This is a genomic window from Variovorax sp. 770b2 (assembly GCF_900115685.1).
Taxonomy (GTDB): Bacteria; Pseudomonadota; Gammaproteobacteria; order Burkholderiales; family Burkholderiaceae_C; genus Variovorax.
The window spans coordinates 426,491-439,231 of the sequence record NZ_FOXJ01000002.1 but is presented as its reverse complement, the minus strand read 5'-3'; the positions used below and the strand labels follow the sequence as shown (position 1 = coordinate 439,231).

Annotated in this window: 13 protein-coding genes; 6 read left to right on the top strand and 7 right to left on the bottom strand. The window is 69.0% G+C overall.

The genetic code is table 11. The annotated features are described in order from the left end of the window. Window positions 1-117: 117 nt before the first annotated feature. Window positions 118-1,707, top strand: coding sequence for an alpha/beta hydrolase family protein (locus BM133_RS17595; RefSeq protein ID WP_093436257.1), 1,590 nt, complete (start codon window positions 118-120; stop codon window positions 1,705-1,707). Window positions 1,708-1,807: 100 nt separating this feature from the next. Here the strand turns inward: BM133_RS17595 and BM133_RS17590 are convergent, their stop codons facing one another. From BM133_RS17590 to purE, 3 genes are read right to left on the bottom strand one after another with little or no spacing between them, the layout of a single operon-like run. Next, window positions 1,808-2,809 carry an L-threonylcarbamoyladenylate synthase gene (locus BM133_RS17590; protein WP_093436254.1) on the bottom strand — a complete coding sequence of 334 codons (1,002 nt, stop codon included), beginning with the start codon at window positions 2,807-2,809 and terminating at the stop codon, window positions 1,808-1,810. 10 nt (window positions 2,810-2,819) lie between these two features. Then, entirely contained in the window at window positions 2,820-4,013 is a 1,194-nt protein-coding gene (locus BM133_RS17585; RefSeq protein WP_093436251.1) for a 5-(carboxyamino)imidazole ribonucleotide synthase, read from the bottom strand. After that, on the bottom strand, window positions 4,010-4,573 hold the full coding sequence (gene purE, locus BM133_RS17580; protein WP_093436249.1) for a 5-(carboxyamino)imidazole ribonucleotide mutase: 564 nt from the start codon (window positions 4,571-4,573) through the stop codon (window positions 4,010-4,012). The genes BM133_RS17585 and purE overlap by 4 nt, the downstream gene beginning before the upstream one ends. 36 nt (window positions 4,574-4,609) lie before the next feature. Between purE and BM133_RS17575 the strand changes: the two genes are divergently transcribed. The 4 genes from BM133_RS17575 to BM133_RS17560 all read left to right on the top strand — a co-directional run bounded on the left by BM133_RS17575 (window position 4,610) and on the right by BM133_RS17560 (window position 7,886). Next, window positions 4,610-5,530: a tetratricopeptide repeat protein gene (locus BM133_RS17575; RefSeq protein WP_093436246.1), complete on the top strand. Its 921-nt coding sequence runs from the start codon at window positions 4,610-4,612 to the stop codon at window positions 5,528-5,530. Window positions 5,531-5,655: 125 nt separating this feature from the next. Further along, window positions 5,656-5,964, top strand: coding sequence for a helix-turn-helix domain-containing protein (locus BM133_RS17570; RefSeq protein ID WP_013544157.1), 309 nt, complete (start codon window positions 5,656-5,658; stop codon window positions 5,962-5,964). After that, window positions 5,961-7,382 carry a type II toxin-antitoxin system HipA family toxin gene (locus tag BM133_RS17565; RefSeq protein ID WP_256219242.1) on the top strand — a complete coding sequence of 474 codons (1,422 nt, stop codon included), beginning with the start codon at window positions 5,961-5,963 and terminating at the stop codon, window positions 7,380-7,382. The genes BM133_RS17570 and BM133_RS17565 overlap by 4 nt, the downstream gene beginning before the upstream one ends. A gap of 63 nt (window positions 7,383-7,445) precedes the next feature. Next, window positions 7,446-7,886 carry an META domain-containing protein gene (locus tag BM133_RS17560; RefSeq protein WP_093437086.1) on the top strand — a complete coding sequence of 147 codons (441 nt, stop codon included), beginning with the start codon at window positions 7,446-7,448 and terminating at the stop codon, window positions 7,884-7,886. A 102-nt stretch (window positions 7,887-7,988) separates the two neighbouring features. On the opposite strand, the gene BM133_RS17555 is transcribed toward BM133_RS17560, so the two are convergent. From BM133_RS17555 to BM133_RS17540, 4 genes are all read right to left on the bottom strand, one after another. Further along, window positions 7,989-8,894, bottom strand: coding sequence for a phosphoribosylaminoimidazolesuccinocarboxamide synthase (locus BM133_RS17555; RefSeq protein WP_093436244.1), 906 nt, complete (start codon window positions 8,892-8,894; stop codon window positions 7,989-7,991). A gap of 104 nt (window positions 8,895-8,998) precedes the next feature. Then, on the bottom strand, window positions 8,999-10,063 hold the full coding sequence (gene fba / locus BM133_RS17550) for a class II fructose-bisphosphate aldolase (RefSeq protein WP_093436241.1): 1,065 nt from the start codon (window positions 10,061-10,063) through the stop codon (window positions 8,999-9,001). 64 nt (window positions 10,064-10,127) lie between these two features. After that, window positions 10,128-11,057, bottom strand: a complete 930-nt coding sequence (locus tag BM133_RS17545; protein WP_093436238.1) for an alpha/beta hydrolase — start codon at window positions 11,055-11,057, stop codon at window positions 10,128-10,130. A gap of 35 nt (window positions 11,058-11,092) precedes the next feature. After that, complete coding sequence (locus BM133_RS17540; RefSeq protein ID WP_093436236.1) at window positions 11,093-11,578, bottom strand: Lrp/AsnC family transcriptional regulator; 486 nt, start codon at window positions 11,576-11,578, stop codon at window positions 11,093-11,095. Window positions 11,579-11,716: 138 nt separating this feature from the next. Between BM133_RS17540 and BM133_RS17535 the strand changes: the two genes are divergently transcribed. Then, on the top strand, window positions 11,717-12,733 hold the full coding sequence (locus BM133_RS17535) for a 1-aminocyclopropane-1-carboxylate deaminase (protein ID WP_093436233.1): 1,017 nt from the start codon (window positions 11,717-11,719) through the stop codon (window positions 12,731-12,733). Window positions 12,734-12,741 lie beyond the last annotated feature (8 nt).

Below are 12,741 nucleotides of genomic sequence, written 5' to 3'. Positions count from 1 at the left end.
GATGTACTGAAAACTTCTGTAGGCGTACGCCGCTTGCGCGTGGCCATGGCGCTGCCCAGAATCGGACGCTCGTTCGATTCATACACAGCGCCACCGCGACACAGCAGGAGACACGCCTTGAACACGCCGCAACGACAACAACGACCCTCCACCCCGCTGCACAAGGTGGCGGCCCTTGCCGGTGTCACGCTGCTGCTCGCAGCCTGCGGTGGAGGAGGTGGTGGCGGCGGCATCGGCGTGGGTTTTCCGCCGCCCGTCACCGACACCGGGCGCGGCTCGGTCGTCACCAATCCGCCCGAGCAGGTCACGCGGCTGTCGGTGGACCAGTTCAAGACGCTGCTGGGGGCCGACGACAAGGGCCGCGCGCTGCTGCAGGTCTCGGGCACGCCCAAGTGCGGCATCGACACGCGCTACCTCGAATACCGCACCGTCGGCGGCAAGGGCGAAGCCACCACCGCGACCGCCGCGATCATGGTGCCCTCGGGCACCGACGTGGCCTGCAACGGCGCGCGCCCGGTGGTGCTCTATGCGCACGGCACCAACACCGCGCGCGACTACAACTTCGCCAAGTGGACCGACATCAACCAGGCCGCTGCAGGCGAAGGCGTGGTGGTGGCCGCCATGCTCGCGGCGCAGGGCTTCATCGTGGTGGCGCCCAATTACGCGGGCTACGACAAGTCGACGCTGGCCTATCACCCGTACCTGAACGGCGACCAGCAGGGCAAGGACATGGTCGATGCGCTCACCGCGGCGCGCAAGACCTTCTCGGGCATCGATGCGAACGATGCGGGCTCGCTCTTTATCACCGGCTACTCGCAGGGCGGCTACGTGGCGATGGCGGCGCACCGCGAGATGCAGGCCACGGGCAAGGCGGTGACGGCCTCGGCGCCGCTCTCGGCGCCCTCGGCCATCAGCCTCCTGACCGACTACACGTTCCTCGGCTGGCCGGCGCTGGGCTCGACGATCTTCGTGCCGCTGCTCTCGACCAGCTGGCAGCAGCAGTTCGGCAATGTCTACAACGCCACCAGCGACGTGTATGAAGCGCAGTACGCCACCGGCATCGACACCCTGCTGCCGAGCCTCACGCCCACCAGCACGCTCTTCGCCCAGGGCAAGCTGCCGCAGCTGGCGCTCTTCCCGGCCAATGCCACGCCGGGGCCGGTGAGCCCGGACCTGTCGATCTTCTACGGCGCCAACAACCTGATCCGCCAGAGCTACCTCACGCAGGCGGCCACCGACATCCAGTCGAACGCCTGCCCGGGCAACGCGCTGCCCGCGACGGCGGCATCGCTTAGCGCGACGTCGCCGCTCAATTGCAGCCCCTCGACCGGCTTTCGCAAGGCGGCGCTCGCCAACGACCTGCGCAACTGGGTGCCGACCCGGCCGGTGCTGATGTGCGGCGGTGCCAACGACCCGACGGTGAATTTCGTGAGCACCCGCGCCACGGCGGGCTACTTCCGCGCGAAGGGCATGCCGGCCGCCGCGCTGTCGGTGGTGGACCTGGAGGATTCGGCCGCGACCGACGCCTACTCGGCCGCCCGCGCCGGCTTCGCGCAGGCCAAGGGCACGCTGGCGCAGAACACGCCGGGCAGCGACGCCGACAAGGCACGCGCGGTCACCGCCGCGTACCACGGCACGCTCGCGCCGCCGTTCTGCCTGGCGGCAGCACGCGGGTTCTTCCAGGGTGTGCTGGCAGCCGGAGGCTAGGGCTCGCCCCCAAGGCGCGCGCACTTCGTGTCGCTTCGCCAACCCCCTGCCGGGGGGCAACACCGGGGCCCGGCACAGCCGGTTCCACGGTGTTTCCAGATCAGGCGGCCGAGGCTCTTTGCAGTCGGTCCCGCACGCCTTCCCATTCGGGCGTGTCTGGCGGCGTCTCGACCCAGATCAGCTTGACGCCCTCTGCATCGAACTCGCGCAGCACCGCGAACAGCTGGTGCGCGCTGGCCGCCGCGTCGTCGGGCATGCGCCGCTGCAGTACGCGCTGCGAGCGGCAGCGCAGGCTGCTGCGCGACCAGACGGCGATGTGCGCGGCATTGGCGCCCAGCACGTCCAGGCCGGTCTGCAGCGCCTTGGCGTCCATCAGCCGCAGCTTGGCGTTCGGTGCGTAGTGCGCCTCGAGCGTGCCCGAGGCGCGCGGGTCGGGGGTTTCGAGCACGTCGCGGTCGCTGAGCTTTTCGCCGCAGGCCGCTTCGATCTGCGCGCGCGTGATGAGGCCCGGGCGCAGCAGCACGGGCGCGCCGCGGCTGCAGTCGACGATGGTCGACTCGATCCCGACTTCGCAGGCACCGCCGTCAATGACCGGTACGGCCTCGCCGAACTCGTCGTAGACATGCTGGGCCGTGGTCGGGCTCACGCGGCCGAAGCGGTTGGCGCTCGGCCCCGCGACGCCCGGCACGCCCTGCTCGGCGCAGGCTTCCAGCAGCGCCTGGGCCACGGGGTGCGAGGGGCAGCGCAGGCCGATGGTGTCCTGCCCACCGGCCGCCGCGGCGCCCACGCCGGGCTGGCGCGTGACGATCAGCGTGAGCGGACCGGGCCAGAAGGCCTGCACCAGCTTCTGCGCAAAGAGCGGCAGCGGCTGGGCGAAGCGCGAGAGCGCCTCGGTGCCCTTCATGCCGGCCGCGACGTGCACGATCAGCGGATGGTCGGCGGGCCGCCCCTTGGCCTTGAAGATGCCGGCCACGGCCATGTCGCTGCTCGCGTCGGCGCCCAGGCCGTAGACGGTCTCGGTCGGAAAGGCGACCAGCCCGCCCGCGCGCAGCACGCGCACGGCCTCGGCGATGGCCTCGGGGGATTGGCCGTCCAGGATCATGCGAGCCCGATCATGCGAGCCCCGTCACGTCCACCGCCGGCAGGCCCAGCAGCAAGGCGGCCTGCGAGGCGTTGGCGCGCACGCTCTCCAGCGTGGCGCCGGTGAGGGTCAGGTGGCCCATCTTGCGGCCGGGGCGCGGCTCGATCTTTCCGTAGAGGTGCAGGTGCACGCCCGGCAGCGCGAGCACGTCGCTCCAGCGCGGCGAAACCGGCTTTTCTTCGCCGGAGGTGAACCACAGGTCGCCCAGCAGGTTCAGCATGATCGCGGGGCTGTGCTGGCGCGGCGGCGCGAGCGGCAGGCCGGCGAGGGTGCGCACCTGCAGCTCGAACTGCGACACGTCGCAGGCTTCCATCGTGTAGTGGCCGCTGTTGTGCGGGCGCGGCGCCATTTCGTTGACCACCAGCGAGCCGTCGGCCAGCGCGAAGAACTCGACGCACAGCACGCCGACGTAGCCCAGGCCGTTGGCGATGCTTTTCGCGGAATTGACCGCGCCCTGCGCCACCGTCTTGGGCATGTTCAGCGCATGCACCTCGGTGACGGCCAGGATGCCGTCGCGGTGCAGGTTGCGCTGCGGGGGAAAGTGCACGATCTGCCCGTCGCGGCCGCGCGCAAGAATCACCGAGCATTCGAATTCGAGCGGCAGCAGCTTCTCGAGCACGCAGGGCACGCAGCCGGTGGCCTGCCAGGCCTCGACCAGCTCGGCGCGCGTCGCGACGCGCTGCTGGCCCTTGCCGTCGTAGCCCAGGCGCGCGGTCTTCAGGATGCCGGGCAGGAGGCGGTCTTCGACGGCCGCGAGCTGGGCGGCCGTCTCGATGGCCGCATAGGGCGCGCAGGGCACGCCGCAGCGGGTGAAGTGGGCCTTCTCGGCGATGCGGTCCTGCGCGATGGCGATGGCCGAGGCGCCGGGCGCCACCGGCCGCGCGACCGCCAGGTGCTCCAGCGAGGGCGCGGGCACGTTCTCGAACTCGGTCGTGACCGCGTCGGCCAGGCCGGCCAGGCGGGCGAGGCCGTCGACATCGGCGTAGTCGGTGTGGATGTGGTGATGGCTCACCCGGCCGGCGGGGCTGTCGGCATCGGGGTCGAGCACCGCCGTGAAGTAGCCCATGCGCTGGGCCGCGTGCGCGAACATGCGGCCCAGCTGGCCGCCACCGAGCACGCCGAGCGTGGCGCCCGGGAGGATGGGCAGGTCGCCGTTCTGGGTCACAGGGCACCTCCGCCTTGCGGCGAGAAAGGGGAAACGGCGGGAGGGGCCGCAGGGGCCTCGCCGGCGGGGGCCGGCGGCAGCGTCATGGCTTCGGCGGCGGCGGTCTGGGCCGTGCGGAAGGCGTCCAGCTTCGCGCGCAGCGCGGGATCGTTCACCGCCAGCATCGCCACCGCGAACAGCGCGGCGTTGGCCGCGCCGGCATTGCCGATCGCAAAGGTGGCCACCGGCACGCCCTTGGGCATCTGCACGATGCTGTAGAGCGAATCGACGCCTTGCAGGTGGCGGCTGGCCACCGGCACCCCGAGCACCGGCACCGTGGTTTTGGCGGCCAGCATGCCCGGCAGGTGGGCCGCGCCGCCCGCCCCGGCGATGATCGCGGCCAGGCCGCGCCCGGCGGCGCTTTCGGCGTACGCGAACAGCGCATCGGGCATCCGGTGGGCCGAGACCACCTTGGCTTCGTGCTTGATTCCGAATTGCTGGAGAATCTCGACCGCGTTGCGCATCGTCTCCCAATCGGAGTTCGAGCCCATCACTACACCGACCTGAATGGTTTCGTTCATGGTTTCAATTTTACGTTTCACCCCCAGCTGGTTCCGATGATCGACATCACTCTCGAAAATTTCCAGGCCGAACTGGTCGAAGGCTCGGTCGCCACGCCGGTGCTTCTCGACATCTGGGCCGAATGGTGCGGCCCCTGCAAACAGCTCGGACCGGTGCTCGAAAAACTCGAGGTCGAGTACGCCGGCCGCTTCACGCTGGCCAAGCTGGACGCCGACAAGGTGCCGCAGATTTCGTCGCAGCTGTCCGAGATGTTCGGCGTGCGCAGCATCCCGTTCTGCGTGATGTTCAAGGACGGCCAACCGGTGGACGGCTTCGTGGGTGCCATTCCGGCCGAGAAGATCCGCGAATTCCTGGACAAGCACGTGCCGGGCGCCGACGAGGCCGAAGCAGCCTCGGAAGAAGCCGCCGCCCAGGAAGCGCTGGCCGAGGGCGACACCCTGGGCGCGCTCGAGAAGCTGCAGCACGCCGTGGTCACCGACCCGGCCAACGACGACGCCCGCTTCGACTACATCAAGCTCTTGTTGCAGGAAGGCCGCCTGGACGACGCCAAGGTCGCCTTCGCCCCCGTGATCGCCAGGACCGGGCTGGTGCGCCGCTTCGATGCGCTGCAGCGCTGGATGGACGCCATCGATTTCGCCGCGCCCGTCACGGGCGCCGCACCCGCGATCGCCGAGTTCGACACGAAGATCGCCGCCAACAAGCGCGACTTCGACGCCCGCTTCGGCCGCGCCCGGCTGCTGATGGCCGAACAGCGCTGGACCGACGCGATGGACGAGCTGCTCGACATCCTGATGCGCGACAAGAGCTGGAGCGAAGAGCTCGCCCGCAAGACCTACATCGCGATCCTCGACGTGATCGAGCCGCCGAAGGTGAAGGTGGCCGACGGGCAGATTCCGCCGGACGACCCGGTCGTGGCGACGTACCGCCGCCGCCTGAGCAGTGTCGTGCTGAGCTGAAATCACAAAATGCGCAGTTTGATGCGCATTTAATTGAAAAAGCGACTCAAGGGTCGCTTTTTTATTGTCTTCTTGGCCTTAGATAGATAGCATTGCTACTCAATCTGAAGAAAAAGCGTACGCCAATGCTCCAACTGACCGAAGAACTCGAAAAGGCCCGCAAGGCCGGCGGCCTGAGCCAGGAGGCGCTGGCCACCCAGGCGGGGCTCTCGCGCATGACGGTGCAGCGCATCGAGAGCGGCCAGATCGATCCGCGCCTGTCGACGCTGCTCGAAATGGCGCGCGTGCTGGGGCTGGAGCTGATGCCCGTGCCCGCCACCTTGCGCCCGCAGCTGGAGGACTTCGTGCGCTCGGGCGGCCGCCTGCTCGGCCAGCCGGCGGGCGTGGGCGCGCCGCCTTCGATCGCGCAAAGCCTGGCTGACGAAAGCCGGTGAGCACCAGCGCCGCCTTCAACACCGGCATCCGCTACCTGCGGATGTACCTGCATGCGCCGGATGGCGATGCACAAGGCTCCCGCGCTTCCGCACTACCTGCCGGCGCGGCCCCCCAAGGGGGCTCGCCCGCCCCGGGGCGGCCCACCGGCGGCGGGCGGCGCGCCATCGGCTACCTCTCGCAGTACGGCGACATCCTGCGCGTCTCTTTCGACGAGGCGTACATCGCCGACCCCGGCCGGCCGACGCTGTCGCTTGCCTACCGCGGCGCCGACGAGGCCGCAACCCGCGCCATCCTGGCCTCGGCGCGCGACACCCGCGTCTCGCGCAGCGACGGCCACTGGCCCAGCTACTTCCAGAACCTGCTGCCCGAAGGCCACAACCGCGAGCGCCTCGCGCAACAACGCGGCTGCGCGGCCGACGACGAGTTCGAACTGCTCGCCGCCGCCGGCCACGACCTGATGGGCGCGCTCGAGGTCGAGCCGGTGCCCACGTCCGAAGGCATTCCCGACACCGTGCGCCACTGGCACACGGCGCTCGGCCTGGACGTGCTGGAGCCCGGCTTCGTCGAGATGCCGGTGGAAGATGCCGCCGCCATTCCGGGCGTCGTGACCAAGTTTTCAGCGGTGCAGGACGGGCGGCGCTACGTGGTGCGGCGCCACGGCGCGGCCGGCTCCTTCATCCTCAAGCTGCCGAGCACGCGGCATCCGGACCTGGTCGACAACGAGTTCACCGGCTATCGCCTCTGCGGCGCGCTGGGCCTGGACTGCGCCGAAGCCAGCGTGATCGGCCGCGCCGACGCCGACCTGCCCGAGCAGGTGCGCTTCGAGCAGATCCTGGCGGTGCGCCGCTTCGACCGCACCCCCGAGGGCGGGCGCGTCCACATGGAGGAGTTCGCGCAGGTGCTGCAGTACGAGCCCCGGCAGAAATACGGCCGGGGCCTGGCGCTCGACTGGCCCGCGATGCTGCGCGTGCTCGACCGGCTCTCGCCCAACCCGGTGGCCGACGTGCGCGAGTGCGTGCGGCGCATCGTCGCCTTCATCCTGCTGGGCAACAGCGACGCGCACCTGAAGAACTGGGCGCTGCGCTACCCCGACGGCGTGGCCCCGGTGCTGGCGCCGCTCTACGACCCGGTGTGCGTGGCCGCCTTCTTCGAGGACGTGCCGGCCGGCGACTACGGCGTGAACCGCGCGATCGACGCCAAGCTGCGCGCCTTCGACGGGGCCGCGCTCGACGCCCTGCTGCGCTCGGCAGGCCTCTTGCGCCCCGCGCGGCTCATGGCGATTGCCCGCGACACGGTGCGCCAGGCGCAGGCCGAATGGCCCGCGCTGCTCGCCCGGGACGGCACGCCCGCCAGCGTGCGGCGCTGCGTCCAGGCCCGGTTGGCGGGCGGCGTGGCGCTGGCGTCATTGGCGAGCTAGGCCGCGTCGCATACGATGGCGCCCGATTTCATCTTGTTGCAGATTCAAAAGGAAAGACTGGCCATGCGTTCCTTCGCCCGCCACATTGCGCTCCCCGTGCTTGCCACGGCGGCGCTGCTGACCACCTTGACCGGCTGCGGGAGCGGCATCAGCCTGGACGAACCCATCGAAGGCCCGGTGTGGCGCCTCGCACAGCTGGGCGACGAATCCATCACACCGGGTGGCGATGCGCAGATCCAGTTCGACCGCAGCAGCGGCCGCGTCAGCGGCTCGGGGGGATGCAACCGCGTGTCGGGCACCTACACCCGCAGCGGCATCACGTTGAAGATCGGGCAATTGGCCGCCACGCGCATGGCCTGCGCCGACCCGGTGCGCGGCGCCAACGAAGCGCAGTTCCTCTCGGCCCTGCAGAGCACCGCGAGCTACAGCCTCGCGCCGGGACGGCTGGCGCTGCTGGACACCGGCGGGCGGACCGTGGCGACGCTGAGTTCGGGAACGCGCTGAAGGCGGCGACCGCCGGGCTCGCCCCATGGCGAGCCGCGCCACCCCTCGGGAGTTACGCGCAGCGAAGCGAAGTGAAAAGCCGGGGGCCTGTAGCTCTACAGATCAGCCGGTGAGGCGCTCCAGCGCCTCGCGGTACTTGGCGGCGGTCTTTTCGATCACCTCGGCCGGCAGGCGCGGCGCGGGCGGTGTCTTGTCCCAGGGCTTGCCGTTGATCTTGGTGGCCTCGAGCCAGTCGCGCACAAACTGCTTGTCGTAGCTCGGCGGATTGGTGCCGGCAGCCAGCGCGGCTTCGTAGCCCTCGACGGGCCAGTAGCGCGAGCTGTCGGGCGTGAGCACCTCGTCCATCAGCACCAGCGTGCCGGCCTCGTCCAGGCCGAACTCGAACTTGGTGTCGGCAATGATCATTCCCTTGGTGAGGGCGATCTGCGCGGCGGTTTCGTAGATCGCGATGCTGGTCTCGCGGATCTGCTGCGCCAGCTTGGGGCCGACGATCTCGACCACGCGCTCGTAGCTGATGTTCTCGTCGTGCTCGCCGGCCGCGGCCTTGGCGGCGGGCGTGAAGATCGGGCGCGGCAGCTTGCTCGCGTTGGTCAGGCCCTCGGGCAGCGGCACGCCGCAGACCGATCGGCTTTCCTGGTATTCCTTCCAGCCGCTGCCGGCCAGATACCCGCGCACCACGGCCTCGACCGGGATCGGCTTCAGGCGCTTGACCAGCATCGAACGGTGGGTGACCTGCGGCACCTCGTCGGCGGCGACCACGCTCTCGGGCGCATCGCCGGTCAGGTGGTTGGGGCAGAGCGGGCCCAGCCGCTCGAACCACCACAGCGCCATCTGCGTGAGGATCTCGCCCTTGCCGGGAATCGGCTCGCCCATGATCACGTCGAAGGCGCTCAGCCGGTCGCTCGCGACCATCAGGATGCGGTCTTCGCCGACGGCGTAGTTGTCGCGCACCTTGCCGCGCGCAAGCAGGGGCAGGCTCTGGATGGAGGAGGTGTGGACGGTGGTCATGGAACAGGTGCTCTGGGGAACGGGAAAACGGGTGACGGGGAAAGCGGATTGTGCGCGCAGAAAAAAGCCACCGCGAACGGTGGCCTTCGAATCGCCGGGGAGTTTTAAACGACTTCCTGCGCCAGTTCGCCCTTGGCGTACTTGGCCGCCACGATCTGCAGCGTGTCGCCCTTGATCTTGGCGCCCTGGCCTTCGCAGCCGAACTCGATGTAGCGCTGCTTGCAGATCAGCCTGGCGGCTTCGCGCGCCGGCTTGAGCCATTCGCGGGCGTCGAACTTCTCGGGGTTCTCGGCCAGGAACTTGCGCACCGCGCCGGTCATGGCCAGGCGAATGTCGGTGTCGATGTTGATCTTGCGCACGCCGTGCTTGATGGCTTCCTGGATTTCCTTGACGGGCACACCGTAGGTTTCCTTCATGTTGCCGCCGTACTGGCGAATGATCGCCAGCAGCTCCTGCGGCACGCTCGACGAGCCGTGCATCACCAGGTGGGTGTTCGGAATGCGGCGGTGGATTTCCTTGATGCGGTCGATCGCCAGGATGTCGCCGGTGGGCTCGCGGGTGAACTTGTAGGCGCCGTGGCTGGTGCCGATGGCGATGGCCAGCGCGTCGATCTGGGTGCGCTTGACGAAGTCGGCGGCCTGCTCGGGGTCGGTGAGCAGTTGCTCGCGCGTCATGGTGTCGTCGGTGCCGTGGCCGTCTTCCTTGTCGCCCTTCATGGTTTCCAGCGAACCGAGGCAGCCGAGCTCGCCTTCGACGGTCACGCCCAGGCGGTGGGCCATGTCGGACACCTTCTTGGTGACGTCCACGTTGTAGTCGTAGCTGGCGATGGTCTTGCCGTCGGCCTCCAGCGAGCCGTCCATCATGACCGAGCTGAAGCCCAGGTCGATGGCGCCCTTGCAGACGTCGGGGTTCTGGCCGTGGTCCTGGTGCATGACCAGCGGGATGTTCGGGTACTGCTCGATCGCGGCCTGGATCAGGTGCTTGATGAAGGCTTCGCCGGCGTATTTGCGGGCACCGGCGCTGGCTTGCAGGATGACGGGCGCGCCGGTTTCCTTGGCGGCCTCCATCACGGCCTGGACCTGTTCGAGATTGTTGACGTTGAAGGCCGGAATGCCGTAGCCGTTGGCTGCGGCGTGGTCCAGCAGTTCGCGCATCGAGACGAGTGCCATGGAAATACCTCGCGGGAAATAGGGAAAGAAGAAGGCGGAAAGACGAGAGAAAACTACCGCAATTCTACCGAGGCCCCTTGTGGGACAGGACTGACGCCAACCCGAGGAAGTCCAAGACCGGCGGCAGCACCGGCCCTCCGAGCCACTGGATCGGCTTGGCGAACGCGCCGATCAGCGTGACGTGGCTCAGGTTGTCGAACAGCCGCACCTGCACCGGCACGCCGGCGGCGCGCAGTGCCGCGGCCATCTGGCCGGTGTTGCGGTCGGGATAGACCAGGTTGTCCTTCGATGCCGCCATCAGCAGCGCGCGGGGCGACGCGGCGCTCGCATGCGCGAGCGGCTGCGAGTCGCGCGGCGTGTCCGGCCAGTTGAAGGCGGCCTGCGCCTGTGGGTCGCCGATGGGCAGGAAGTCGTAGGGGCCGGCCAGGCCGATCCAGCCCGCGAGCTGCTTCGGGCTGGCGCCCAGTTCGCCGAGCCAGCGCTCGTCCAGCGCCACCATCGCGGCGTTGTAGCCGCCCGAGCTGTGGCCCATCACGTAGACCTGCCTGGGGTCGGCGCCGAGTTGGGCCGCGTTGTCGAGCGCCCATTGGACGGCCAACGCGCTGTCGCGCACGAAGACCGGGTAGGTGAAGGCCGGCGAGAGGCCGTAGTCGGGAATCACCACCACCGCGCCGCGCGCGGCCAATGCCTCGCCGACGAACTTGTAGCTGGCGCGGTCGCCGCTCGTCCACGTGCCACCGAAGAAGAACACCACGAGCGGGCGGGCGCCGCGGGCCGGCTGCGTGGCGGGCAGCGGCTGGTAGACGTCGAGCTGCTGCCGCGGTGCGGCGCCATAAGCGATGCCGCCCTGGAACTGGTAGGTGTCTTCGGGCACGAGGCCATTGAGCACCTTGATCGGGGAGCAGGCCGAGAGCACGGCGGCTGTGGTGACGGCAATGGCGGTGGTGATGGCGCCGCGGCGCCGGCGCAGGGACGCGAAGGTGGGAAAGCTCATCGCTCCAGTACGCACGCGGGCGCGCCGCGGTTTCGTCAGATCGGAAGCTGCGTGGTCGACAGCACCTGCTTCAGGACGACGAAGGTGCGGATCTGCCGCACGCCCGGCAGGTACAGCAGCTGCTCCGCGTGCAGGCGGTTGAAGCTGTCGTTGTCGCGCGTGCGCACCAGCATGAAATAGTCGAACTCGCCCGAGACCACGTGGCACTCGAGGCAGCCCGACACCTTCTGCGCGGCCTTCTCGAAATCGGAGAACGAGTCGGGCGTGGAGCGGTCGAGCACCACGCCGATCATCACCAGCATGCCGACCTCCAGCGCATCGGGATCGAGCAGCGCGACGATGCCCTTGATGAACCCGGCCTCCTTCAGCCGCTCGACGCGGCGCAGGCACGCCGGCGCGCTCAGGCTCACCTTGGCGGCCAGCGCCACGTTCGATACCGAGGCATCGCGCTGCAGCGCGCGCAGGATCGCGCGGTCGGTGCGATCGAGTTCCAGCGGTGGACGCAACTTTGTTGTGCTCATGGCGAATTCCTCAAAACGAAGACCGTTTATTGGCGCATCTTGCCTTCTTTTTTCCTGGAATCCATACGAACTTCGCAAGCACGTTGCGGGCCCTTCTTCCTACGATCGACAGCTTCCACCCACTCCGGAGCCGCGTCGATGAACCTGACGAAATTTCCCCGCCACGCCCTGACCTTCGGCCCCACGCCGATCCATCCGCTCAAGCGCCTCGGTGCGCACCTGGGCGGCAAGGTCGACCTGTACGCCAAGCGCGAGGATTGCAACAGCGGCCTGGCCTTCGGCGGCAACAAGACCCGCAAGCTCGAGTACCTGATCCCCGAGGCGCTGGAGGGCGGCTACGACACGCTGGTGTCCATCGGCGGCATCCAGTCGAACCAGACGCGACAGGTGGCCGCGGTGGCGGCGCACCTGGGCCTGAAATGCGTGCTGGTGCAGGAGAACTGGGTCAACTACTCGGACGCGGTGTACGACCGGGTCGGCAACATCGAGATGTCGCGCATCCTGGGCGCCGACGTGCGGCTCGATGCGGCCGGTTTCGACATCGGCATCCGCAAGAGCTGGGAAGAGGCCATGAGCGACGTGCGCAAGGCCGGCGGCAAGCCGTTTCCGATTCCGGCCGGCTGCTCGGAGCACCCGCGCGGAGGCCTCGGCTTCGTCGGCTTTGCCGAGGAAGTGCGCCAGCAGGAGGCCGAGCTCGGCTTCAAGTTCGACTACATCGTGACCTGCTCGGTCACCGGCAGCACGCAGGCCGGCATGGTGGTGGGCTTCGCGGCCGACGGCCGGGCCGACCGCGTGATCGGCATCGACGCCTCGGCCAAGCCGCAGCAGACCTTCGAGCAGATCGTGCGCATCGCGAAGAACACGGCCGAACTGGTCGAACTGGGCCGCGACATCACCGAGAAAGACGTGGTGCTGGACCGCCGCTTCGGCGGGCCGGAATACGGGCTGCCGAACGACGGCACGCTGGAGGCGATCCGCCTCTGCGCACGCTTCGAAGGCATGCTGACCGACCCCGTGTACGAGGGCAAGTCGATGCACGGGATGATCGAGAAAGTGCGGCTCGGGGAATTCCCGGCCGGCTCGAAGGTGCTGTACGCGCACCTGGGCGGCGTGCCCGCCCTGAACGCCTACAGCTTCCTGTTCAGGAACGGTTGAGCGGAGGC